At 61.6% G+C, this 23375-nt stretch carries 21 protein-coding genes; 4 read left to right on the forward strand and 17 right to left on the reverse strand.

What is annotated here, in order from left to right; genetic code table 11:
- Nucleotides 1-52 precede the first annotated feature (52 nt).
- From PCPL58_RS02735 to PCPL58_RS02755, 5 genes are all read right to left on the reverse strand, one after another.
- On the reverse strand, nucleotides 53-280 hold the full coding sequence (locus PCPL58_RS02735; RefSeq protein WP_003367743.1) for a hypothetical protein: 228 nt from the start codon (nucleotides 278-280) through the stop codon (nucleotides 53-55).
- 209 nt (nucleotides 281-489) lie between these two features.
- Nucleotides 490-2388 (reverse strand): cytochrome c/FTR1 family iron permease, encoded by a 1899-nt coding sequence (locus PCPL58_RS02740; RefSeq protein WP_065348762.1) that lies wholly within the window; start codon nucleotides 2386-2388, stop codon nucleotides 490-492.
- Between the two features lie 156 nt (nucleotides 2389-2544).
- A complete protein-coding gene (locus tag PCPL58_RS02745; protein ID WP_011266152.1) occupies nucleotides 2545-3177 on the reverse strand; it encodes a LysE family transporter in 633 nt (210 codons plus the stop codon).
- A gap of 67 nt (nucleotides 3178-3244) precedes the next feature.
- Nucleotides 3245-3838: a mechanosensitive ion channel family protein gene (locus PCPL58_RS02750; protein WP_002551363.1), complete on the reverse strand. Its 594-nt coding sequence runs from the start codon at nucleotides 3836-3838 to the stop codon at nucleotides 3245-3247.
- A gap of 16 nt (nucleotides 3839-3854) precedes the next feature.
- Nucleotides 3855-5765 carry an ATP-binding cassette domain-containing protein gene (locus tag PCPL58_RS02755; protein WP_003432693.1) on the reverse strand — a complete coding sequence of 637 codons (1911 nt, stop codon included), beginning with the start codon at nucleotides 5763-5765 and terminating at the stop codon, nucleotides 3855-3857.
- A gap of 46 nt (nucleotides 5766-5811) precedes the next feature.
- Here PCPL58_RS02755 and PCPL58_RS02760 point away from each other — a divergent pair, with 46 nt between their 5' ends.
- The gene (locus PCPL58_RS02760) at nucleotides 5812-6288 is read left to right on the forward strand and encodes a TIGR02444 family protein (protein ID WP_065350985.1); all 477 of its coding nucleotides are present in this window, start codon (nucleotides 5812-5814) and stop codon (nucleotides 6286-6288) included.
- Here PCPL58_RS02760 and PCPL58_RS02765 read toward each other — a convergent pair.
- Nucleotides 6285-7283 carry an AlgP family protein gene (locus tag PCPL58_RS02765; protein WP_065348763.1) on the reverse strand — a complete coding sequence of 333 codons (999 nt, stop codon included), beginning with the start codon at nucleotides 7281-7283 and terminating at the stop codon, nucleotides 6285-6287. The genes PCPL58_RS02760 and PCPL58_RS02765 overlap by 4 nt on opposite strands.
- A gap of 216 nt (nucleotides 7284-7499) precedes the next feature.
- Between PCPL58_RS02765 and PCPL58_RS02770 the strand changes: the two genes are divergently transcribed.
- Nucleotides 7500-8177, forward strand: coding sequence for an FKBP-type peptidyl-prolyl cis-trans isomerase (locus PCPL58_RS02770; protein WP_003367726.1), 678 nt, complete (start codon nucleotides 7500-7502; stop codon nucleotides 8175-8177).
- 78 nt (nucleotides 8178-8255) lie between these two features.
- Here PCPL58_RS02770 and PCPL58_RS02775 read toward each other — a convergent pair whose 3' ends face one another.
- From PCPL58_RS02775 to PCPL58_RS02810, 8 genes are all read right to left on the reverse strand, one after another.
- A complete protein-coding gene (locus PCPL58_RS02775) occupies nucleotides 8256-8729 on the reverse strand; it encodes an Rsd/AlgQ family anti-sigma factor (protein WP_003432684.1) in 474 nt (157 codons plus the stop codon).
- Nucleotides 8730-8903: 174 nt separating this feature from the next.
- The gene (locus tag PCPL58_RS02780) at nucleotides 8904-9431 is read right to left on the reverse strand and encodes a disulfide bond formation protein B (RefSeq protein WP_065348764.1); all 528 of its coding nucleotides are present in this window, start codon (nucleotides 9429-9431) and stop codon (nucleotides 8904-8906) included.
- A gap of 216 nt (nucleotides 9432-9647) precedes the next feature.
- On the reverse strand, nucleotides 9648-10892 hold the full coding sequence (locus PCPL58_RS02785; RefSeq protein ID WP_003367721.1) for a heme biosynthesis protein HemY: 1245 nt from the start codon (nucleotides 10890-10892) through the stop codon (nucleotides 9648-9650).
- Nucleotides 10889-12010, reverse strand: a complete 1122-nt coding sequence (locus tag PCPL58_RS02790) for a uroporphyrinogen-III C-methyltransferase (RefSeq protein ID WP_065350986.1) — start codon at nucleotides 12008-12010, stop codon at nucleotides 10889-10891. The genes PCPL58_RS02785 and PCPL58_RS02790 overlap by 4 nt, the downstream gene beginning before the upstream one ends.
- A gap of 53 nt (nucleotides 12011-12063) precedes the next feature.
- Complete coding sequence (locus PCPL58_RS02795; protein WP_044309662.1) at nucleotides 12064-12837, reverse strand: uroporphyrinogen-III synthase; 774 nt, start codon at nucleotides 12835-12837, stop codon at nucleotides 12064-12066.
- The gene (gene hemC / locus PCPL58_RS02800; RefSeq protein ID WP_003318426.1) at nucleotides 12834-13775 is read right to left on the reverse strand and encodes a hydroxymethylbilane synthase; all 942 of its coding nucleotides are present in this window, start codon (nucleotides 13773-13775) and stop codon (nucleotides 12834-12836) included. Before hemC ends, PCPL58_RS02795 begins: the two co-directional genes overlap by 4 nt.
- 232 nt (nucleotides 13776-14007) lie before the next feature.
- Nucleotides 14008-14754 carry a LytR/AlgR family response regulator transcription factor gene (locus PCPL58_RS02805; protein ID WP_003367710.1) on the reverse strand — a complete coding sequence of 249 codons (747 nt, stop codon included), beginning with the start codon at nucleotides 14752-14754 and terminating at the stop codon, nucleotides 14008-14010.
- Entirely contained in the window at nucleotides 14751-15833 is a 1083-nt protein-coding gene (locus PCPL58_RS02810; protein WP_003318424.1) for a sensor histidine kinase, read from the reverse strand. The genes PCPL58_RS02805 and PCPL58_RS02810 overlap by 4 nt, the downstream gene beginning before the upstream one ends.
- 133 nt (nucleotides 15834-15966) lie before the next feature.
- Here PCPL58_RS02810 and argH point away from each other — a divergent pair, with 133 nt between their 5' ends.
- Nucleotides 15967-17361 (forward strand): argininosuccinate lyase, encoded by a 1395-nt coding sequence (gene argH, locus PCPL58_RS02815; protein ID WP_024641407.1) that lies wholly within the window; start codon nucleotides 15967-15969, stop codon nucleotides 17359-17361.
- A 306-nt stretch (nucleotides 17362-17667) separates the two neighbouring features.
- Entirely contained in the window at nucleotides 17668-18909 is a 1242-nt protein-coding gene (locus PCPL58_RS02820) for a nucleoside recognition domain-containing protein (RefSeq protein ID WP_003367703.1), read from the forward strand.
- Nucleotides 18910-18913: 4 nt separating this feature from the next.
- On the opposite strand, the gene PCPL58_RS02825 is transcribed toward PCPL58_RS02820, so the two are convergent.
- The 3 genes from PCPL58_RS02825 to PCPL58_RS02835 all read right to left on the reverse strand — a co-directional run bounded on the left by PCPL58_RS02825 (nucleotide 18914) and on the right by PCPL58_RS02835 (nucleotide 23298).
- Entirely contained in the window at nucleotides 18914-20107 is a 1194-nt protein-coding gene (locus tag PCPL58_RS02825) for a DUF5924 family protein (protein WP_003367700.1), read from the reverse strand.
- A 95-nt stretch (nucleotides 20108-20202) separates the two neighbouring features.
- The gene (locus PCPL58_RS02830; RefSeq protein WP_065348765.1) at nucleotides 20203-21588 is read right to left on the reverse strand and encodes a M16 family metallopeptidase; all 1386 of its coding nucleotides are present in this window, start codon (nucleotides 21586-21588) and stop codon (nucleotides 20203-20205) included.
- A gap of 57 nt (nucleotides 21589-21645) precedes the next feature.
- On the reverse strand, nucleotides 21646-23298 hold the full coding sequence (locus tag PCPL58_RS02835; protein ID WP_065348766.1) for a Na/Pi cotransporter family protein: 1653 nt from the start codon (nucleotides 23296-23298) through the stop codon (nucleotides 21646-21648).
- Nucleotides 23299-23375: the final 77 nt, after the last annotated feature.

Raw genomic sequence — 23375 nt, forward strand, 5'->3', positions numbered from 1 at the left:
TTGAACGAACCTTTTTTATTGCCCGCCGTGCCTCAGGTTATCAACGGTAGAGTTACCAATCGGCCAACTCAGCCACTTTCTTCCTGAAGGCCAGCGCCAGAGCCGTCAGCACTTCCTCATCCCTGCCCAGTTCGCCGCGAATCTTGTGTTTTCCCTGCGGGTGCAGCCTGACCCAGGCGTGTTCTTGCAGGTCATCATTTTCATAAAATTCAATGGCTATTTCAGGATGGTCATGTTCCTCAATGTCTTCAGCCCACAACCGAATCTCATACTTGGCCATCACCCACCCCGTTGTCAGGTAAATGCGCCAGTACCCGATAGCCGAGTTGGCGTTTCGCTACACTAGGCCTGAAGAAAAAGGGCGTCTACTGGCAGAAGTAACAGGTGGTTTTTTGTACAGGGCGGGAAAGTAAGACCGCGAATCGCAACAACGCTGGGGGGGAAGCAGGGACAAGCGGTGAGCACCACTTGTCCCTGGCAGGCAAAACGTCAGCCTGCTGTTTGCAGTCTGCGCTTCTCGGCCAGACGACTTCTGCCGTACAGCACTGCAATGGCGATCAAGGCGATGGCCTGTGCGCTGAGTGAGTACAGGTCGGCGTGAATGCCCAGCCAGTCGAACTCGAAGAACGGCACCGGCCTTGTGCCGAATATCCCCGCCTCCTGCAGCGCCTTGACGCCGTGACCGGCAAACACCACTGACAGTGCGCAGAGCAGCGCAGCATTGATGCCGAAGAACAGCGACAGCGGCAGCTTCGCCGAGCCGCGCAGGATGACCCACGCCAGGCCTACGAGCAGCACCAGCGCCGTGGCACCCCCCGCCAGCACGGCATTGTGCCCGGCCGGTCCGGCCTGCAGCCACAGAGTTTCGTAGAACAGGATGACTTCGAACAACTCGCGATACACCGAGAAGAACGCCAGCACCGCGAAGCCGAAACGACCGCCGCCGCCGACCAGACTGCTTTTGACGTAGTCCTGCCACGCAGCGGCGTGACGACGATCATGCATCCACACCCCGAGCCAGAGCACCATCACACTGGCGAACAGCGCGGTGGCGCCTTCCAGCAATTCACGCTGCGCGCCGCTGACGTCAATGACATACGCCGCGAGTGCCCAAGTGGCCAGCCCGGCCAGCAGCGCCAGACCCCAGCCGATGTTGACGCTGCGTACGGCAGACTGCTGGCCGGTGTTGCGCAGAAACGCCAGAATCGCCGCCAGTACCAGAATCGCTTCCAGCCCTTCACGCAGCAGGATCAGCAGGCCTGAAATATAGCTCAGCGACAGGCTCAGGCCGTCGCTGCCCAACAGGTCCGCCGACTCCTTGAGCTTGCCTTTGGCTGCTTCCAGCTTCTGCGCGACCTGAGGTAGCGGCATGCTGTCCTGCAAGGACTGCCGGTAAGCCATCAGGCTCTTTTCAGTGTCCTTGCGCACATTGGCGTCGACGTTATCCAGCGAGCTTTCGACCAGCTCGAAACCCTCCAGATACGCCGCGACCGACAAATCATAGGCCTGCTCGCGATCACCGGCCTTGTAGGCTGCCAGGCTCTTGTCCAGCGTTACACTGGTGTAATCCAGCAGTTGCGCCGGGCCGCGCTGTACCTGAGGTGGCTGCGCGCGCTGGGCCCGGAAGGTGGCGGTAGCGTCCGGACCTTCGGCAGCCTGGATTTCGGCTGGTGTCTGGCGAGCCAGATCGGCGAGGTTGAAGGTCTTGGCAGGCTGGGCGACAGGTTGTGCGCTGAAGCTGGCGATATACGTCGCGATGTCCCAGCGCTGGCGATCGTCCAGCTGGTCGGCGAACGCGGGCATATCGGTGCCGGCAATGCCTAGCCCGGTCGCGTTGTAGAGGTCGTAGAGACTCAGGCGATCCAGCCGCGCAGTATCCCGCAGGTTCGAGGGTGGCGGTTCCAGGCCGATACCTGCCGGTCCATCCCCTGCACCGCTGTCGCCATGGCACACCGAGCAATGCTGGGCGTATAAAGGCGCGCCACGGGCGGGGTCCGGCGTAATGGCCGGGGCCTGACTGACCTCGTAGGCAAGCGCGAGCTTCGCACTCAACTGCCGCGCCTGACGAGTGACCTGCGCAGCGTCCTGTCGACCTGCCACAGCGCTTTTCAGCTGGTTTACCGCCTGCTCCAGAGCATCACGCTCGGCGCGCTGCGGCAAGGCAACGATGAGGCCCTGCAACGCAGTCAGGTTATCGACCTGCTGCTGATACTTGACGGTGTCCACAACCTTGCCGTCCGCCACGGTCGCCGGGTAATCGGCCCCCAGGTAATCCAGCAGATGCAGCGCCTGGGCGGCACCCTCGACCGGGTCGGCCAGCGCAATGCAGCTGCCCAGCGCCAGAAGCGGCAACAGTAACCAGGCAAGAAAACGAGAGCGGACGGGCATTGCAGAATCTCGACGGGAATGCGAAGCGTTGCATTGTTAACGCCGCAACGGCACTACTCAATAGTCGAGGTCTATTTTTGTTACAGAATCTTACGTTCGGCCTTCAATCGCCCTGAACAGAACGTATGTCTGTTCAGGGCTCGAGACCGACACGTTTCAGGCCGTACCGCGATGCAACGTCGCGAGGAAACCTGCCGCGCCTACGAACAGGCTGGCGAAGGTGCGGTTCATGCGACGTTGCTGGCGAGGCGTCTTGAGCAGGCGCAGCACCTTGGATGCCAGCCCGGTGTAGCCCGCCATCACGATCAGATCGACCACCACCATGGTCGCTGCGATGATCGCGTACTGGATGAGCAGCGGAGCGGCCGGGTCGATGAACTGTGGCAGGATCGCCAGAATGAAGATCAGCGCCTTGGGGTTGCTGATATTCACCAGAAAGCCGCGCAAGACCAGCGTCATCGGTTTGCCCACCGGGCGCACGGCAGATTCATCGGCCAGGTCGGCTGGCAGGGCGCGCCATTGCTTGATGCCGAGATAGACCAGATACGCGACGCCGAACCACTTGATCAGCGTGAACGCCATATCCGAGGCCGCCAGCACTGCACCCAGACCTGCCGCGACAATGGCGATCTGTGCCACCAACGCAATCTGCAAGCCCAGGGCATTCCAGTAGCCCCGCCAGAAACCGTATTGCAGGCCGCAGGACATCGAAGCGATGGCGCCCGCGCCGGGGGAAAGACTGATGATCCAGCAGGCCGCAAAAAAGCCCAGCCACGTTTCAAGCGCCATCGTGCACCTCATACAAAGTCGAATGCGCAATAAATTAGTGCTTAATGCTTTGCAAGGCTAACGATTTCTAATCCTGCTCATCCGGCTGCTTTGCAACCACCATCTGCGGAAACAGATCGCTACCACGCCAGCGGCGCACTGACTTCTGGAAAAACTGGCTGTTGGGCACCTGGACCAGCGCGCCACCGGCTTCCGGGGTCTCGATCAGGGTGGTGAACATCAGATTGATGGCGACCACCCGCCCCTTCACGCCCGGCTTGTCCAGCGTATCGACCAGCTCGACCATGTCACCGATGCGGAACGGGCCGATGGTGAAGATCAGAATGGCGCAGAGCAGGTTCGACAGCACGCTCCACATTGCAAAGAACGCCACCGCCGCTACGGCGACGAAGCCGGACAGTGCGGTCCACAGCACCGTAGCCGATACCCCGAGTCGGCCGAGGACGAGAACAAAGGCGCTGCCCATGATCAACCAGCGCAGGCCGCCGCGAACCGGGACCAGCAATTCTGGCGGCAACGGATAACGCTCGCCCAGACCGGTCAGAAAACCACCGACGATGCGTTGCAGTACGTAACCGGCCAACAGGATCAGCAGAATCTGCGCACCCACCAGCAGCGGTTCAAGCCAGTACGCGGATACCGGCAAGCCCAACATGTCCATCACTTCCCTGCCTCGCTCACGACAATGCTTCCAGTTCGGCCTGCATTGATTCCAACAGTTCCAGCGCTTGCATCCAGGCGTCTTCCAGCTCGGATTCACGCACTTTCAGTTTGGCCTGTTCGGCCAGCAGATCGCGTAGCTTGTCCTTGTTGGCAGCCTCGTAGTTGGTGCTGTCGGCCAGCGCTTCTTCGACCTTGGCGAGTTTTTCATTCACCAGCCCGAGATCACGCTCCAGCTTGTCGGCTTCGCGCTTGTGCGGTGCCAGTTGCTGACGCAAGGCCGCTGCCTGCTGGCGCTGGGCTTTCTTGTCGGTCTTGTCGGCGTTGACGGGCGTGTTGCTGACCGGCGCGTTGCGCAGCCGGTAATCGGCCAGCCAGCGCGTGTAGTCATCCAGATCGCCGTCGAATTCCTGTACGCGGCCGTCGGCCACCAGCAGGAAGTCATCGGTCGTACTCTTGAGCAAGTGCCTGTCGTGAGACACCACCAGTACCGCACCACCGAACTCCTGCAAGGCCATGGTCAGCGCCAGGCGCATCTCCAGGTCGAGGTGGTTGGTCGGTTCATCGAGCAGCAACAGGTTGGGCTTTTCCCAGGCGATCAGTGCCAGCGCCAGGCGGGCTTTCTCGCCACCGGAGAAATTCAGCACCGGCTCATCCAGGCGCGCGCCACGGAAGTCGAAACCGCCAAGGAAATCGCGCAGTGTCTGTTCACGCTCGGTCGGTGCCAGGCGCTGCAAGTGCAGCAACGGGGTCGCCTTGGCGTCCAGTGAGTCAAGCTGATGCTGGGCAAAGTAGCCCACGGTGAGGTTTTCGCCACGCACCAGCCGACCGCTTTGCGGCTCGAGCTCGCCGGCGAGGTTTTTGATCAGCGTCGACTTGCCTGCGCCGTTCGGACCCAGCAGGCCGATGCGTGCACCGGGCGTGAGTTGCAGCTTGACCTTCTCGAGGATGGTCTTGTCGCCATAACCCAGGCGCGCGTCGGACAGGTCCAGCAATGGGCTGGAGATCTTGTCGGACTCACGGAAAACGAAGTTGAACGGTGAGTCGACGTGCGCGGCCGACAGCTCTTCCATGCGCTCCAGCGCCTTGATCCGGCTTTGTGCCTGACGGGCCTTGGTAGCCTGGGCCTTGAAGCGTGCGATGTACTTTTCCATGTGCGCACGTTGCGCCTGCTGCTTTTCGTAGGCCTGTTGTTGCTGGGCCAGACGTTCGGCACGGGCCCGCTCGAACGCGCTGTAGCCGCCGCGATAGAGGGTGATCTTGCGTTGCTCGACATGGGCGATGTGATCGACCACGGCATCCAGAAAATCCCGGTCGTGGGAAATCAGCAGCAAGGTGCCGGGGTAACTCTTGAGCCAGTCTTCAAGCCACAGAATGGCGTCAAGGTCCAAGTGGTTGGTCGGTTCGTCGAGCAGCAGCAGGTCCGAGGGGCACATCAATGCCTGCGCCAGGTTCAGGCGCATACGCCAACCACCGGAGAAACTGCCGACCGGACGTTCCATCTGTTCGTTGGTGAAGCCCAACCCGGCCAGCAGCTTGCGAGCGCGTGCGTCGGCGGTATAACCGTCGGCGCTGTCGAGCTCCGAATGCAGACGTGCCTGAGCGGCGCCGTCCTGCGCGGCTTCGGCCTCGGCCAGCGAGCTCTGTACTTCCCGCAGGCGCTCGTCGCCATCAAGCACGTAATCCACGGCCAGGCGTTCGAGCGTGTCGACCTCCTGGCGCATGTGCGCGATACGCCAGTCGGCGGGCAGCAGGCAGTCGCCGGCATCCGGCGTCAGCTCTCCACGCAGCAGGGCAAACAGGCTGGATTTACCGGCGCCATTGGCACCGATCAGACCGGCTTTATGGCCGGCGTGCAGAGTCAGCTCGGCGTCTTCTAGCAGACGTTGCGGACCACGCTGTAAGGTAAGGCTTTGAAGTCGAATCATAATGGCGGCGGAGTCTACCAGCTTCGTCCTGAACAGGTGGATCACTATGCCTTCAGCGCTCTGGAGTTTCACCCTCGATTTCTACGCCCGACCGGGTGTGGAACAGGCTTGTCTGACGCTGCAAGCCAACGGGGCCAACGTGTGCATGGTGCTTTGCGGGGTGTGGCTGGGTACGCGCGACGTGGCGTGCAACGCTCAGCGAGTCGCGCAAATAAAGCAGTTGGCGACACCCTGGCATGACGATGTGGTGCGTCCGCTACGGGATTTGCGCAACCAATGGCGCATTACGGCGCTTGAAGATGCGTTGCTGACTACATTACGGATGAAGGTCAAGGCGCTGGAACTGGAGGCCGAACAGAGCCTGATGATAAAGCTTGAGGCACTGACCGGGGATTGGCCGGCAGGTGAGGCGAGGAATGCAGAGGAGTGGCTGCTCGAATTTGCCGAAGGGGATGCAGAAAAAAACCGCGATGCGCTGGATGTGCTGCGCATCGCGGTTGGACATGCCGTCGACCAGACTTAGGAAGCGCTGGTTGGCGTTGCGCCGTTGGCAGGGGTTGCCGGTGCGGCGGCTGGCGCAGCAGGCGTCGTCGGCTTGGCTGCAGCAGCAGGCGCTGGCGTGGCCGGTTTGGCGGCGGCTGGCTTCGCCGCAGGTTTGGCGACAGGCTTGGCTGCTGCTTTCACAGGTGCCTTGGCCGGTGCTTTGGCCGGTGCCTTGACGGGCGCTTTCACAGGCGCTTTCGCCGCAGGCTTGGCGGCCGCTGCTTTTGCTGCTGCAGGTTTGGCAGCGCTGCTGGCGGTGGCCTTGGCAGCCGGCGCCTTGGTGGCGGCAGGCTTGGCCGTAACCGGCTTGGCGGCAGCTGTCTTGGCTGCGACAGGCTTGGCTGCTGCAGTCGTGCGGGCGGCAGGTTTGGCGGCGGCTTTTACCGGGGCCTTGGCAGCAGCGGTTTTGACCGCTGGCTTGGCAACTGCGGAAGGCTTGGCTGCGGCTTTGGTGACTGGCTTGGCGGCGGCCGCTTTAACCGGCGCTTTCGCTGCAGTTTTTGCGGGGGCTTTGGCAGCAGGTGTCTTGGCAACAGGTGCCTTGGCGACGGCTTTAGGCGCGACAGGCTTGGCATCGCGAGTGGTCAGGATCTTGCCGACCGCCTCTTTTACGCGACCAATACCCTGGGCCAGTTTCAGGCTTTCCTGGGCATCACGCTTGAGGTGCAGGATGTACGTGCGGGTTTCGGTCTGACGATCCTTGAGAGCGTCCAGCAACTCTTCCAGCTCGGACACGGCGCCTTTGGCCTTGGCCTGCGCCTTGGATTTTCCGGCGGTGGCAGCATCCTGCAGTTTGATGCGGGAATTGTGCAGTTTTTCCTGCGCCTTGCCGCGTTGTTTCTCAAGCTTGGCGAGCAGTTTCTCGGCATCAGCCAAGGCTTGGGAGCAGGCGTCTTCCAGATGTTCAAGCAAGCTGCCCGATAATTGTTGGAGCAAATGCAACGGAGTATTTACTGGCTTCTTTTTGGCCGACATGACTTACCTCCTGGGTGACGAAATTGCGGCTCATACTAGGCTTCTGCGCGCATCGCCGCTAGGGCATCTTGACAGCATCCATGGGTCCCTGTTGCATACTGAGAGAAATGATTGCTCGGCACGATGCAAAGGCATTGTGAAATTCACGTCACAAGACTCGTCACTACTCGCGCTGGCGCAGGCATAATCGCTGCCTTCCCAGGCCGGAGAGCATTAATGTCGCGCTACCTGTTAACGTCGTTGTTCCTCTTGCTACCCCTGGCTCAAGCCGCCGAGTCGCCACCTGCGTCCAGTGACGGCCACGACCTCGCCTATAGCCTGGGCGCAAGCCTTGGCGAGCGGTTGCATCAGGAAGTCCCTGACCTGGACCTCAAGGCGTTGGTGGAAGGCTTGCAGCAGGCTTATCAGGGCAAGCCGCTGGCGCTCAAGCAGGAGCGCATCGACCAGATTCTGCGCGAGCATGATGCCGCTATCGCTCAGGCCGAGACTGCCGGTACGGATGCGCCGACCGAGGCGGCCCTCAAGGCCGAGCGCACGTTCATGGACAGCGAGAAGGCCAAGCCGGGTGTGAAGGTGCTGGCTGACGGGATTCTCATGACCGAGCTGACTCCTGGCACCGGCCCCAAGCCCAGTGCCGACGGCCGGGTTGAGGTGCGTTACGTCGGTCGTTTGCCGGACGGCACGATCTTCGATCAGAGCACCCAGCCCCAGTGGTTCCGACTCGACAGTGTGATCAGCGGCTGGACCAGCGCCTTGCAGAACATGCCGACCGGCGCTAAGTGGCGTCTGGTCATTCCTTCGGATCAGGCCTATGGCGCCGAGGGCGCCGGCGATCTGATCGATCCGTTTACACCGCTGGTATTTGAAATCGAGCTGGTTGCGGTTTCGCAGTAAGCGGGCGTAAAGCCGGCGTTCAGAAATGCGAAAGGGTGCAATAAGCACCCTTGGCGTGTAGCGCTGGCACCGACAAGATCACGCCTGAGCGGCGATCTCTTCCTTGTGCGAGTTGTGCAGCACTTCGATCAGGCAGTCTTCCAGCTCGAAACGCTCGTGCAGCAATTGCCCCAGCTGATTGAATTCCCGTGCTACTACCGCCGCATCCGAGCAGTCGCCCTTGTCGCAGCGATCATTGAACGTGAGGGCAAACTTGGTGATGACGTCCAGACGTGGATAGATCGTGTCTGCCAGCTCGAGCCCACGCTCGTCATTGAACGCCCGGGCTTCATCACCCAGCTGTTCATAGACTTCGAAGTGCCCGGCGGAGACGTAATCCACAAGAATCCCGCAGAAGTTCTGCAGACCTTCAAGGTCGGCTGCCAACGCTTCGGGCGTGTCGCCCAGCGCGTCATAGGCTTCGACCAGTTCGAGACGGCTTTGAAGCCAGCGATCGATCAGCTTGTTCACTCCGCCCCAGCGTTCCTGAGCATTCTGACAACTTTCCAGCATGGTCTTCTCTCTTCCCTTCAGGGGCATGCAGTCCTGGGCCGGTCCGGGTGATTGGCCGGGACCTGGCCTGATAAATGCGTCAGGACAGCATATTTCCAGTGACGCGTGCGGCCCAGATTATGCCCGCTCGACAAGGCCATCAAGGTACGCAGGAGATAAAGTTCATACAAGCGTTTAATAGCCGCCCCGATCTCTGGTCGCCAGCCAGTGGCTGAATTCGCTGAAAAGAGGATACAGCGGTAACAGCGCCAGACCCGTGAATGCCAGCAGACTCCACTCCGGCAGGCTGATGCCGAACAGTGTCCAGGTGATCTCGGCGCAAAACAGCGCGTCGCTTCGCAGTCGGTCGATGCACATGTCCAGGGAGAGCAGGCTCAATACCTGCTCCAGTCTGGTAATAACAGGTATCAATTGATCGGCCGAGGCGGTCTGCAACCACACCTGTGTGCCTGCTGCAGCAAGCCCGGCCAGGGCGAACAGCAAAAGCCCCAGACTGTAGCGCCGCGTGCCTGTCGGGCCAGATGCGTGGCAGGCAGCACAGAGCGCCAGCACGCCACAGACGATGAATGCAGCCCGTTGCACCATGCACAGCGCGCAAGGGTCGAGACCGAAAGCTTGCTGCAGGTAGAAGGCGACGCCAATGATTGATGCACAGGCCAGCGATGCCAGGAAAAACAGGAAGCGTGTGCGAGCCAGATACATGGCAAATCCGTAACAAAGGACGAGACGATTACGGTAGAGGAAAGGGTGCGGCGCATTCAAGGTGGCGACGTACGGATGCGTCGCTGTTTACCGAGGAAAAAGAACACACCGCTGCGTGGTTCTTTTACTCATGTATGTAGGACGATTCTTACGCATTGATCTTGACGGGCTGGTGAGGCAGCACGGAGAGCCCTGACTTAGGACTCTCCGGTGGTTTCAAGCCTTGGTCAGCACCGGCAGGGGCCGCGACAGAAGGCGCTCGTCCAGCAGGCCCAGGCCTTCCTGAAACAGCTGATTGCTGCGATCCGTCTCACCCAGTTGGCCCAGCAGACGAGCCAGCTCGGCGCAGGTTTCGGGATTGCGTTCCAGGCGCAGACTGCTCTCCAGATAATCCCGCGCTTTGCCCCACAGTCGGCCTTGCAGACAGATACGTCCCAGGCTCAGCAACAGGCTTGGATCAGCCGGATGGTGCTTGAGCCAGCCTTCCGCCGTTTGCAGCTGCTTGAGCGGGTCACTGCCGCGAACCAGCCCGTACAGACGCGCCAGATGGCTGTTGTACTCGCGCTTGAGGGCGCTACGAAGCACCTCTTCAGCCTGAGCTTCGGCACCCAGACGGCGCAATTGATCGGCGTACGCCAGCACCAGTTGCGGCTCCTGGCGTTGCGCAGAGGCCAGCCCCTGCCAAGCGCTCTCCAGAGAAGGCAGGCCGGTCGGTGCGCCTTCGATGCCCTCGCGGTACGCCGCCAGGCTCAGGTTCTCGCCCCAGGCGCGGCGTTCCAGCTCGGCCAGCTCCTTGGCTGGCAGAACCTTGTCCTTGCGCAGTTCCGGCATCAGGCGGACCACGTCGGACCAGTCACCACGCTGCTGATACAGGCGTTGCAACTGACGAAGCACCTGAGGGTTGTGCGGATGACGCTCTTTCATGGCCAGCAGCGTGGTCAGCGCACCTTCGGTGTCGCCGCGATCCTGCTGCAACTGGGCGTGATTCAGGGCAATCGCCAGCTCGGCTTGTGGCTGACGCTCGAGCGCACGTTCCAGCAAGGCATCGCAGTCTTCGTAACGACCCTGCTCGTTGGCCGCGCGTGCAGCGCCGATGTAGTAGAGCAGCGGGTGAGTATCGGCTTCGGCCGCGCGTTGCAGATGACGCTGGGCGCTGGACCAGCGGCCCTCGGCAAGGTCCATCTGGCCTTGCTCGATAGCCATTTGCACGCGACGACGGCGGTTGCGACGCGACCATGGGTTAACCACGCGGCCCGAAGTCGTCAGCAGGCTGATCAACAGTCTCAGCAGTGCGATCACCAGCAACGCGGCGACCAGCAGCGCCAGGGTCGCCCACAGGCTCGATTCGTAGCGGAAGTTCTGATAGGCGATCAGGACGTAACCGGAGTGCTCGGCGATGGCGACACCGATCAACGCCGCAGCGGCGATCGCGATGAATAACAGCACATAGAAGCGCTTCATCGGCTGGTCCCCTGTTGCGCCTCGGCTGGCTGGCTGGCGGCATGACGGCGTTCAAGGTAGGCCTGCACGGCGCTCAGGGTCGGCGCCAGATCCGGTGTCTTCACCGATACCGGCTGGCTGGCGACAGCATCAAGCCCCTGGTCGAGCGCTTTACCTTGTGGATCGTCCTGATCAAAGTTGGCTTTCAGAACGTTTTGCGCTTCAGTGATGGCCTTGGAATAAACCTCGGGCTCGCCGTTAAGCGCTGCCCACTGCGCCTGCTCCAGCGCCAGGCTCAGCGCCAGACGCACCTGCGAAAGGCTTTGGCCGGCGAGTACCGGGCGGATGTCCTTGTCGGCGTTGAAATCGATGCGGAAGTAATGGGAGATCTCGTCCCACCACTGCGTCCACCGGCTGGATTCGGTCTTGTCGGCGGTCAGGCCCAACAGTGACTCGCCCTTGTCTTCGTATTCGGGGGCCAGCTTGTTGAGCTGTACAGCTTGCTCACGCAGAGCTGCGAGTTGCAGAAACAGCCCGGTGCGGTCCGGCTGCTCGATGCTGCGCAGGGCGGCAAGGCTCTTGGCCAATTGCTCGCGGGCAGCGAAGGAGCCCGGATCGTCCTGCTCACGCAGAATTTCGTCGGCACCCTGAACCAGCGCCTGTGCACTGTTGATGTCCTGCAGCGCTGAAAGACGCAGGCTGGCCAGACGCAGCAGATGCTCGGCCTCGGCCAGACGCCAGTCCTTGCGGCTCGCCCCCAGTACGGTTTCGAGTCGCTGGCTGAGGCGCTGCTGATCGCCTTGCAGTTGCGCGACCAGACGTCGACTGTCTTCCAGCTGATTGGCTGGCGGAAATTGCGCGATGCGTGCGCTCAGTTGCTGGTCATTCTGCGCCAGTACCAGGGTCTGTTCGGCGATATCCTCGACCTGTCCGCGCTGCTGCTGGTGTCCGGCCTGCAACATGCGCAGTTGCCAGACTCCCCAGCCGGCGACGGCGATACCGGCAATTGCCAGCAGTAAGGCCAGGAACACCAGGCCACTGTTGCGGCTGCCGGTGCGCTCGGTGCGGACTGGCTCAGGCTTGGATGCAGGCGTTTTCAACACCGATTCTTCGTCTTTAGGCAAGGCTGTTTCGCTCACGTATCCCATCCTTTGCATTTTGGCGTAATAGCGTAAACGACAGGTGTCGATCATTACGCCTTGACGGCAGGCTGAGGTTGTTCCCGCAACGCTGCCAGCAATGCCGCGGCGCTGGCGCCACGACAATCAATAACGGTCCTTGCTCCGGCTGCCCGCGCGATGCTGGCAACCCTGGGGCTCGGTACAAACAGCGGCAGATCGGCCAGGACCGGCCATGAATCCCCCGCCAACTGAAGCAAATGTTCAAAACCCTGCCCACTGCTGACCACCAGCCCGTTCAAGCGTTCCACCGCGACGCGTTGCGCCAGGGCGCCGGGCGCATGTTGCGGCAGGTAGCGACGATACAGCGGCAGGTAATCAACCCCCACCCCCAGCCCGCGCAGTTGCTCGGCCAGCAGTTCGCGTCCCTCGTCACCGCGCATGATCAACACACGGCTTCCCGGTACGGCAATCGCCTGTTTGAGGCGCGGCAGTTCAAGCAAGGCTTCGCTGTCGTCGCCCTGCTCCGGCCAGCTCGCATCCAGCCCATAGTCGAGCAGTATCTGCCCGGTTGCTGAACCCACACTGAACCAGGGTTGCAGGGGCGGTTGCGGCCATACTTCATCGATCAGCTCGATGGCCAGTCGCGCGGCAGGTTTGCTGACCACGATCACTGCACAATAATTGAGCAGCTCGAAAATGATCGAACGCTGTGCAGGCGTCAAGGGCAAAGGCTCGGTTTCAAGCAGGGGCAGACTGCTGCTGAAGATACCGTCCTCGGCCAGCACCCTGGCCAGCGCTGCCGACTCTTCGGCCGGGCGGGTCAGCAGCAGACGCCAGCCACTCATTCGTTATTGGCCTCGCCGTAGACCGCTTTCAGGATGTCGGCGGCGCCCTGCTCCAGCAGCGCTTCGGCCACTTGCACACCCAGTGCCTGAGCAGATGTCTGAGGTGCCCGGGCATCCGCGTGCAGCAACACGCTGCCGGACGGATCGCCCACCAGGCCGCGCAACCACACGTCATCGCCTTCCAGCACGGCGTAGCAGGCGATCGGCACCTGACAGCCACCGTTGAGGTGCTTGTTCAGCGAACGCTCGGCAATCACGCGCACAGCAGTGTCTTCGTGATGCAGAGGCGCAAGCAGCGCATGAATTTCGGCGTCGACGCTGCGGCATTCGATACCCACCGCGCCCTGGCCACCGGCTGGCAGGCTGTCGTCGACACTGATTGCGGAAGTGATGCGGTCTTCGAAACCCAGGCGGATCAGGCCAGCGGCGGCGAGGATGATGGCGTCGTATTCACCGGCATCCAGCTTGGCCAGACGGGTATTGACGTTGCCGCGCAGGAAGCGGATCTGCAGATCGGGTCGACGCGCCAGCAATTGGGCCTGACGGCGCAGGCTGGAGGTGCCGACAATGCTGCCGGCCGGCAACTGGTCCAGGCTGGCAAAGGTGTTGGAAACGAATGCATCGCGCGGGTCTTCGCGCTCGCAGATGCAGAACAGGCCCAGGCCTTGTGGAAAGTCCATTGGCACGTCTTTCATCGAGTGCACGGCGATGTCGGCGTTGTTTTCCAGGAGCGCGGTTTCCAGCTCCTTGACGAACAGGCCTTTGCCACCGATTTTCGACAGCGGGGAGTCGAGCAATTTGTCGCCACGGCTGACCATGGGTACCAGCGTCACGAGCAGGCCGGGGTGGGCCTGTTCCAGGCGGGCCTTGACGTATTCTGCCTGCCAGAGTGCCAGCGCGCTTTTGCGAGTGGCGATGCGGATTTCGCGAGAGGACATTGAACAATCCGTACTGAGTAAATGCGACGGATATTAACAGCTCAATCCCGGTCAGGGCGGCTTCGGCGCTGATTGCAACTTGCGTCAGACACTGAGCCGATCAATCAATCGGCAGTGCCTGAGGGGCGCATGGGAAAGGCTGCGCGTAGGCCAGCCGAAAAGCACATGGAGCCGGAATTCTCCTCCGTTCCATGACTCGGTCTGGGCGCAGAGGCTCCAGAGCGGCGAGGCGCTAGAGCTGCTGCATCATTTTGCGGACACCGGCTACGTGGCGGCGGCTGACGATCAACGCATCGCCATTGAGCCCTCTGAGGAACAGCTGGAAATGCCCCAGCGGGGTGCGCTGCAACCGTTCTATGCGCTCGCGGGCCACCAGCGCATTGCGATGGATGCGCACGAAACGGTCACCGAATTCGTCTTCCAGTGCCTTGAGCGGTTCGTCCAGCAGCACTTCGCCGCCCTCGTGACGCAATGTCACGTATTTGTGATCGGCGATAAAGTAGATCACCTGATCCAGGGGAATCAGCTCGATGCCTTTGCGGGTACGCGCGCTGATGTGGCTGCGTGGCCCTGATCCGCTTTCGGCTGCCGGGCGGGTCAACGCCGCCAGTTGCACGCGGTTCGGCCGCTCGGCTTTTCGCAACGCTTCGACAAGGTGCTCGGGACGCACAGGCTTGACCAGATAGCCCACCGCACTGACCTGAAAAGCTTCCAGGGCGAACTCATCGTGGGCGGTGCAAAACACCACGGCAGGCGGTGCTTCCCGCTCGCACAGTCGGGCTGCGACCTGGAGGCCATCGAGACCCGGCATGCGGATATCGAGCAGCACTACGTCCGGTTTGTGGGTTTCGATCAGCGCCAAGGCTTCTTCGCCATTGGACGCGCTGGGTTCCAGTACTCGATAACCCTCGATTTCATTGACCATGCGGCTCAATCGCTCGCGGGCCAGGGGTTCGTCATCAACGATCAGGACATTCATATAGCTCTGGCTTCCTGCGTGAGTCTCGCACAAGGATAGCGTAGACAGGTGTAGTGACGACCGTCACGGCGCTCCACGCTCAGACTGGCATGCGGGCCAAAAAGTGCCGCAATTCGTGCGCCTATATTCGTCAGAGCCTGCTGAGTACCGTTGGAAGTCTGCCGATTGGCAACTTCTTCATAGGGATTGCTGACGCTCAATATGAACTCTCCCCCTTCATAGTTCGCTTCGACCGTTACAACGCCCCCTTCGACCCGCGGAGCAATGCCATAAATCAAAGCGTTTTCAAGTAATGGCTGCAAGGTTAGCTGGGGGATTGGCAAGTCATCGGGAATTGCACTCACCCTCCAGTCCAACTGTAGACGCTCGCCAAGACGATATTGCTCAATCGATAAATATCGTTTTGCCAATGCCAGCTCCTCACCCCATGTCACGAGGCTGCCCGGCTTGGCCAGACTGGCACGAAAAAGGTCCGAAAGATCGAGCACCGCCTGCTCGGCCTTGACCGGGTTGCTGGCCACCAGACTGGCGATACTGTTGAGTGTATTGAAGAGGAAGTGCGGGCGGATGCGCGCCTGCAGCGATTCGATCCTGGCGCGCAGCTCGCCCTGTTGCTGCTTGCGCCACTGACTCTGCAGATAGAAGTAACGCAGCATCAGGGCGGACATGATCAGGGCAATCGTCGAGTAGCGCAGATAACGCTCGACCATGCCGCTGACCGAAATTCGCCCGGTAAGCTGACAGACGTCGGTGACGGCTGTGCACAGCAGCGTCAGGCCGACCACCAGCAGGCAACTGAGCATGCCCGCCAGCCCCGGCGTCAATCGCGCCAGCCAGGGGCGCAACCCGCACAGCAGCGCTGCCGACAGCAGCACGATCCATTGCACGAACAGCGACATCAACGCCAGGCGTACCCAGTCGAAGCCGCTGCGCATCGGTTCCACCAGCACCAGAACCAGCACCAGCAGCTCGGCCAGCACGACGAGCACCAGCAATGCCTGCGGCAGGCACAGTTCAGGGAGGAAAAAGTCTTTGCCGGGCGCGGGCCGGGCATCATGTTTCACAGGTTCGATTCGCATGGCTCCAGTCTCTGCCCTGGCCTCGTCAGCGGCAAGCTGTCCAGGGATAAAAATGCATCAACCCTGTTATCATCGCGTTCGTTCTTGTGCCAGGTATCGGGCACGTCACTTTCAGTCAGCAACGAGCGAATCCATGAGCACCGACAAGACCAACCAGTCCTGGGGCGGCCGCTTCAGTGAACCCGTCGACGCGTTTGTCGCGCGTTTCACTGCCTCCGTCACCTTCGATCAACGCCTGTATCGCCACGACATCATGGGCTCCATCGCCCACGCTACGATGCTGGCCAAGGTGGGCGTACTGACCGACGCCGAGCGCGATACCATCGTTGACGGCCTGAACACCATCCAGGCCGAGATCGAGGCTGGCCAGTTCGACTGGCGCGTCGATCTGGAAGACGTGCACATGAACATTGAAGCACGCCTGACCGACCGCATCGGTATCACCGGCAAGAAGCTGCACACCGGTCGCAGCCGCAACGATCAGGTCGCCACCGACATCCGTCTGTGGCTGCGCGACGAAATCGACCTTATCCTCAGCGAAATCACACGTCTGCAGCAAGGCCTGCTGGGCCAGGCCGAGCGTGAAGCTGAAACCATCATGCCCGGTTTCACCCACTTGCAGACGGCCCAGCCGGTAACATTCGGTCACCATATGCTGGCCTGGTTCGAAATGCTCAGCCGCGACTACGAGCGTCTGGTGGATTGCCGCAAGCGTCTCAACCGCATGCCGCTGGGCAGCGCGGCGCTGGCGGGCACCACCTACCCGATCGACCGCGAGCTGACCTGCACACTGCTGGGCTTCGAGGTGGTGGGCGGCAACTCGCTGGACGGCGTATCGGATCGCGACTTCGCCATCGAATTCTGCTCGGCTGCATCCATCGCAATGATGCACCTGTCGCGCTTTTCGGAAGAGCTGGTGCTCTGGACCAGTGCGCAGTTCCAGTTCATCGACCTGCCGGACCGCTTCTGCACCGGCAGCTCGATCATGCCGCAAAAGAAGAACCCCGATGTTCCTGAACTGGTTCGCGGCAAGAGCGGCCGCGTGTTCGGTGCCCTGATGGGCCTGCTGACCCTGATGAAAGGCCAGCCCCTGGCTTACAACAAGGACAACCAGGAAGACAAGGAACCGCTGTTCGACGCCGCCGATACGCTGCGTGATTCGTTGCGTGCATTCGCCGACATGATCCCTGCGATCAAGCCCAAGCACGCGATGATGCGTGAAGCAGCGCTGCGCGGCTTCTCGACCGCCACCGATCTGGCCGACTATCTGGTCCGCCGTGGTCTGCCGTTCCGTGACTGCCATGAGATCGTCGGTCACGCGGTGAAATACGGTGTGGAAACCGGCAAGGACCTGGCAGAGATGAGCCTGGAAGAGCTGCGTCAGTTCAGCAACCAGATCGAACAGGACGTCTTCGCCGTGCTGACCCTGGAAGGTTCGGTGAATGCCCGTAATCACATCGGCGGCACCGCCCCCGAACAGGTCCGCGCCGCCGTCGTTCGCGGCCAGGAACTGCTGGCCGGGCGCTGAAGATACTCCGCATAGCCCCTGATCATCATTCCCGCGCCCCGCGTGGGAATGCCGATCCTGAGGGTGCGCCGCGGCCCGGATGTGTGAAGGATTCCATCGTTCCCATGCTCCGCGTGGGAATGCCGTTCTGGACGCTCCGCGTCCGAACCTGAAGGTGCGCTGCGGCGCTGATGTGTGACGCGGAGCGTTGGCACGATAGTCGGTCTGGCCCCTGCTCACCGTTCCTACGACTCTTTCAGCACCTGCCGATTTCCCTCCGGCGCCCCCCGCCGCTATCATCCCCGCTTCTTGTGGGGGACTTATCCGATGCTCAATGGCCTGTGGCTTGGTTTTTTTGTCGTGGCGACGATTTCCGCGCTGGTGCAGTGGCTGGTGGGCGGCAACGCCGGCATTTTTGCGGCGATGGTCGAAAGTATCTTTGCGATGGCCAAGCTGTCGGTCGAGGTCATGGTGCTGCTGTTCGGCACACTGACCCTGTGGTTGGGCTTTTTGCGCATCGCCGAGAAGGCCGGCATCGTCGACTGGCTGGCCAAGGTTCTCGGGCCGCTGTTTCTGCGCCTGATGCCGGAGGTGCCGCCCGGCCACCCTGCGCTGGGGCTGATCACCCTCAACTTCGCCGCCAACGCGCTGGGTCTCGACAACGCCGCCACGCCGATTGGCCTGAAGGCCATGCGCTCGCTACAGGAACTCAACCCGAGCAAGACCGCCGCCAGTAACGCGCAGATCCTGTTTCTGGTGCTCAACGCCTCATCCCTGACCCTGCTGCCGGTGACGATCTTCATGTACCGCGCCCAGCAAGGTGCGCCTGACCCGACCCTGGTATTCCTGCCGATCCTGCTGGCCACCAGTGTCTCGACCATCGTCGGCCTGCTGTCGGTCGCGTTCATGCAGCGTCTGCGCTTGTGGGACCCGGTGGTGCTCGCCTACCTCATCCCCGGCGCCCTGTTGCTGGGCACCTTCATGGCTTTTCTCGGCACGCTGTCGGCGGCTGCGCTGGCGGGTCTGTCGTCGATTCTGGGCAACCTCACGCTGTTCGGCCTGATCATGATGTTTCTGATCATCGGCACGCTACGCAAGGTGCTGGTCTACGAGGCCTTCGTCGAAGGTGCGAAGGAAGGTTTCGACGTCGCCAAGAGCCTGCTGCCTTATCTGGTCGCCATGCTCTGTGCGGTGGGCGTGCTGCGCGCATCCGGCGCGCTGGACTTCGGCCTGGAAGGCATTCGGCATCTGGTGCAGTGGCTGGGGCTGGACACGCGCTTCGTCGATGCGTTGCCGACCGCGATGGTCAAACCTTTCTCGGGCAGCGCCGCCCGTGCCCTGTTGATCGAAACCATGCAGACCCAGGGCGTGGACAGCTTCGCTGCATTGGCCGCTGCCACGATTCAGGGCAGCACCGAGACCACGTTCTACGTCCTTGCCGTGTACTTCGGCGCCGTGGGCATTCAGCGCGCTCGCCATGCGGTGGGCTGCGCGCTGCTGGCCGAGTTTTCCGGTGTCGTGGCCGCGATCTTCGTCTGCTACTGGTTCTTCGGCGCGACCGCGACCTGAAACATTATTGCGCCGGAGCCTGAGGCGCAGACTCTGCGGGGGCTGCTTCGGCAGGCGCAGCCTCCTGCTTCTCCTGCTTCGGCTCATCAGCCGGTGCGGACTCAGGCGTAGTCTCTTCGGCCGAGTCGCCGCCCGGCTTGAGCTTGATTATCCGCCCGGTAGGTCGCTTGACTGCTGGCTGGTCATTGTCAGTGACGACAAAACGCAGCACGCCGATCATCTGGCCGTCCTCGGTCAGCACCCTCACCTGCCAGCGTCCTGTCACGTCCTCCGGGAAGTTTTGCTTGCGCGTCCAGGCGCGATAGCCTTCCTTACGGCCGCCGTGGATATCCAGCGCGATGCGGTCCATCTCTTCGCCTTCATGCCACCACACATGGTAGATACGCTCGTCCAGCCCGCGCGGCGCATTGATGGCGGTGTATGCATACAGGCCGCCGTTGCGCAGCTGCTTGGCGCTGATCAGCGAAATACTGTCGCCCGGCGTACGGTTCTTGTTGTCGAAGTCCGGGCTCACCGCCACTTCAGTCAACCATAGCGTCGCAGGCGGCACCCAGGAGCGTAGCAACCAGCCCGCCGCGCCGATGGCCAGGATGATGCTGATCACGGCCAGTGCGCTGCGCCAGGTGTTGAGCGGGAAGTTGGACATCAGGCTGGGCGCCGACAGCAGCATCGCCACGCCCAGCGCCAGTTTGTAACTCTCGGCGGTGGTCAGGTGCAGGATGATCGGCAGCGCGGTCAGCAGTGCCGCGAACAGTGTCAGAGTGTGCAACGTCATGAACAGCCAGCGTCTGGGCGCCAGCCATTTGTAGTAGAGGGGGTCGATGATCGAAATCAACCCGGCGGCGCCGAGCACCGCAGTGAATACCGCCTGACCACTGTTCCAGGTGGTGGTGATGAAAAAGAACGGCAGCACGAAGAACAGGCTTTCCTGATGGATCATCTGCGTGCCGTAGCGCAACAAGCCCTGCGGAATCTCGCGACCCAGCGCCTTGTTGAGCAACCCGACCATAGTGTTTTCGACCATCAGCCACAGCCAGCTGATCAGCATCACCACGGCAATCCAGGTGGCCAGCCCTGCCTGGCGATCGACCAGAATGAAACTGGCGATACCGGAAACGAAACCAAACGCTGCAATGAGCCCCGGGTAGCGCTGCATCAAGTTGAGCACGGGTGTCACATAGCGATTCACGTCAAGCATCGGAGGGGTCACTCGGTTCTGTTCATACAAAAAACGCGCTGTGTAACAAACGCAGCGCGGAGCCTGCACCCGCGGTGCAGTTCGGTGTCAGGATTCTATTTGCTGCGTACACGCCAGCGCCACAGGGCCAGCAGTGCCAGCAGTGCCATGAAACCCAGTACTCCGCCAATCAGCCAATACAGACCGTCATAACTGAACAATGGCTTTTCAATGCGCATGTAACCCGGCTGGGCAAGCAATTGGCGCATCGCCTGATTGGCCGTTTCCAGCTTCACCGCCTTGATCCGTTTGGCCGGATCCTCGAAGCGCCCGTTTTCATAATCGTTGAGCGCGCTCCAATAGTAGTCGGCCAGCGCGCTATTGCCTTGTGTGGCCCATGACTGCCGGTCAATGGCGAGCTGTTGCAGCCGCGCAAACGTAGCGGGCTGCATGCCGTCTTTTTGCAGGCGCTCGACCAGACCGCGAATGTCGCGCTCGGCTTCATCGGCATCGTCACGTTCGACATCGGCGTTCAGGCTCAAAAACCCGGCATCGCCGAACACTTCGCGCTCTGCCGAGGGGCCGTAGGACAAACTGTGTTTCAGGCGCAGCTCAGTGTAGAGCGTCCAGTCCAGATAGGCTTTGACCAGTTCCCAGGTTTCGTCGTGCTGGTCGTCGAGCTGCGGCTCTGGGTAGATCAGGTGCAGCTTGGCGCTCTCGCCCAGCCCGCCGCGCTCAAGCTCGCGGCGCGGTTCGGCCGAGCCGCTGCCCTGCGCCAGTGGCGGATGGTCGATCGGATCGGTGGGGGCGAGCTTGCCGTAGGTGCGCTCCAGATAGGCTGGCAGCAGCTTGTCCAGATCACCCACCACAATCAGCGTCATGTTGTTGGGGGCGTACCAGTTGGCGAAGACGTCTTCGATGTGCTCCAGCTGGATGCCGTCCACCTCGGGACGTTCAGCGCATTTGAGGCCCAGCTCCACGGCCAGCTGGCTGCTGGCGCTGCGCCCGGAATCACGCCGGTCAAGCAGGCGCTGCAAGTGCGAAAAATGCCCGCCATCTTCGCGTTCGACCACGCGTTTGACGCCGTCCAGCCGCGCCTGGCTCAGCTCGGTTTTGGTCATGATCTCCAGCAGCAGGTCGAGCACCTTGCGCTGGTTGCGCGCAGGCGCTTCGATCACGAAGGTGGTGTCGGCGTTGCTGGTGAAGGCATTCCACTCGCCGCCCAGCGCCTGCATACGCTCTTCCAGCCCGCCTTCACCGCTGTCATCCACGCCGCTGAACAGCAGGTGTTCCAGCAGATGCGGCAGTTCCTTGTCCTGGCACGGGAAGTCATCGAAGCCGATACCCACCACCAAACGGATGGCGACGTGACCCTTGTCGTAACCGGGCTTGAGAATGACTTGCAAACCATTGGGCAGCAGATAGCCCTCGACCTGAAGACGGTCAAGGGCGAATGAGGGAAGTGAACCGAGGAGCAGACAAGCGAACAGCAGGCAACGCATAAAACAGCTTTCCTGGCGGGCCGGTATGTTTAACAGACTTCACCTCGGCCCTTACGTTCATAGCGATCTGTCGGCCTCGACCTCGCTCGACAAGGCTCCTGTGTCAGCGGTTTCCAGCACCACGTAGGCGCTGCTGCAAAACAGCGAGTTCAGACGCTTCATGTCGGCAATCAGCTCCAGGTGCAGCGAACTGGTTTCGATACTCTGGACCACCTTGTTGCGCAGCCGGCTGACGTGGGCGTGCGCCAGGCGTCGCTCCTCGGCCCTGAACTGGCGCTTCTCGCGCAACAACTGACGCGCGCTTTCGTGATCGCCGCTGAGGAACACCGAAAGGCCCAGGCGCAGGTTCGACTGTAATTGAATCTGCAGATCCGCAAGTTCTTCAAGACCGACTTCAGAGAACGACCGGCGATGTGCCGTCTTCTGCTGCTGGATTTTGCGCAACATGCGTTCGATCAGGCCGCTGGCCAGCTCCAGGTTGATGGTCAGTTCGATGATCTCGGCCCAGCGCCGGTTGTCGTGCTCGCCGAGGTCTTCACGCGGCATCTGCGCCAGGTACAGCTTGATCGCGCTGTACAGCGCTTCGACGTCATCGTTGAGGCGGCGCACTTCCTGGGTCACCGCCGTTTGCGTGCCGCGCAGTACCGCCAGCATCGAGGCGAGCATGCTTTCGATCAGGTCGCCCATACGCAGGGTTTCGCGCACCGCGTTGGCCAGCGCAAGGCTGGGCGTCGACAGGGCGGTCAGGTCCAGATGACGCGGTTTGGCCAGGCCGCCGACTTCGTTCTGCTGGGGCAGCAGATACGAGCACAACCGCGCCATCGGGGCCACGGTTGGCAGCATGATCAGGCAGCGCACCGTGTTGTAGAGCAGGTGAAAGCCGATCGCCAGTTCCTGAGGACTAAAGCCCAGCGTGTCGATCCAGGCAACCAGCGGGTCGAGCACCGGAAAGATCAGCAACAGGCCGAACAGTTTGTACAGCAGACTGCCCAGCGCCACCTGCCGACCGGCGACGTTCTGCATGCTGGTACTGAGAAAGGCCAGCAGGCCGCTGCCGATGTTGGCCCCGATCACCAGGCCGATCGCCACCGGCAAGCCAATGACTTCGGTACCTGCCAATGTGGCCGTCAGCAGCACTGCCGCCAGGCTGGAATAGGAGATCAGCGCGAACATGGCGCCCACCAGCGCATCCAGCAGCAGGTCGCCGGTCAGCGAGGCGAACAGCACCTTGACCCCCGCCGCCTGGGTGATCGGTGCGGCAGCCGCGACGATCAGCTGCAAGGCCAGCACGATCAGGCCCAGGCCGATACCGACCCGTCCCAGTTGACCGGCACGGGTCTGCTTGCGCGACAGGAAAAACACTACGCCAAGGAAGATCAGCAGCGGCGACAGCCATGACAGATCGAAGGTCAGCACGCGAGACATCAAGGCGGTGCCGACATCGGCGCCAAGCATGATCACCAGCGCAGGCGTCAACGTCATCAGCCCCTGGCCGACAAACGACGTCACCAGCATGGCAGTGGCGTTGCTGCTCTGCACCAATGCCGTCACCAGAATGCCGGCGATGAACGCCAGCGGTCGTTTGGACATGTTCTGGCTGAGCACACGACGAAGTTGTGTACCGTAGACACGAAGGATGCCAGTGCGCACGATATGCGTGCCCCAGATCAGCAGGGCGACGGCGGATAGCAAATCGAGCAGGGTCAGCATGCGAAAAGCCCCCTGAGGTTTGCCTATACAGGCGATGAATTGAAAGATGCAGTGTGTGGCGAGCGGGGATGGGTGTA

The sequence above is a fragment of the Pseudomonas cerasi genome (genome assembly GCF_900074915.1).
Classification (GTDB): domain Bacteria; phylum Pseudomonadota; class Gammaproteobacteria; order Pseudomonadales; family Pseudomonadaceae; genus Aquipseudomonas; species Aquipseudomonas cerasi.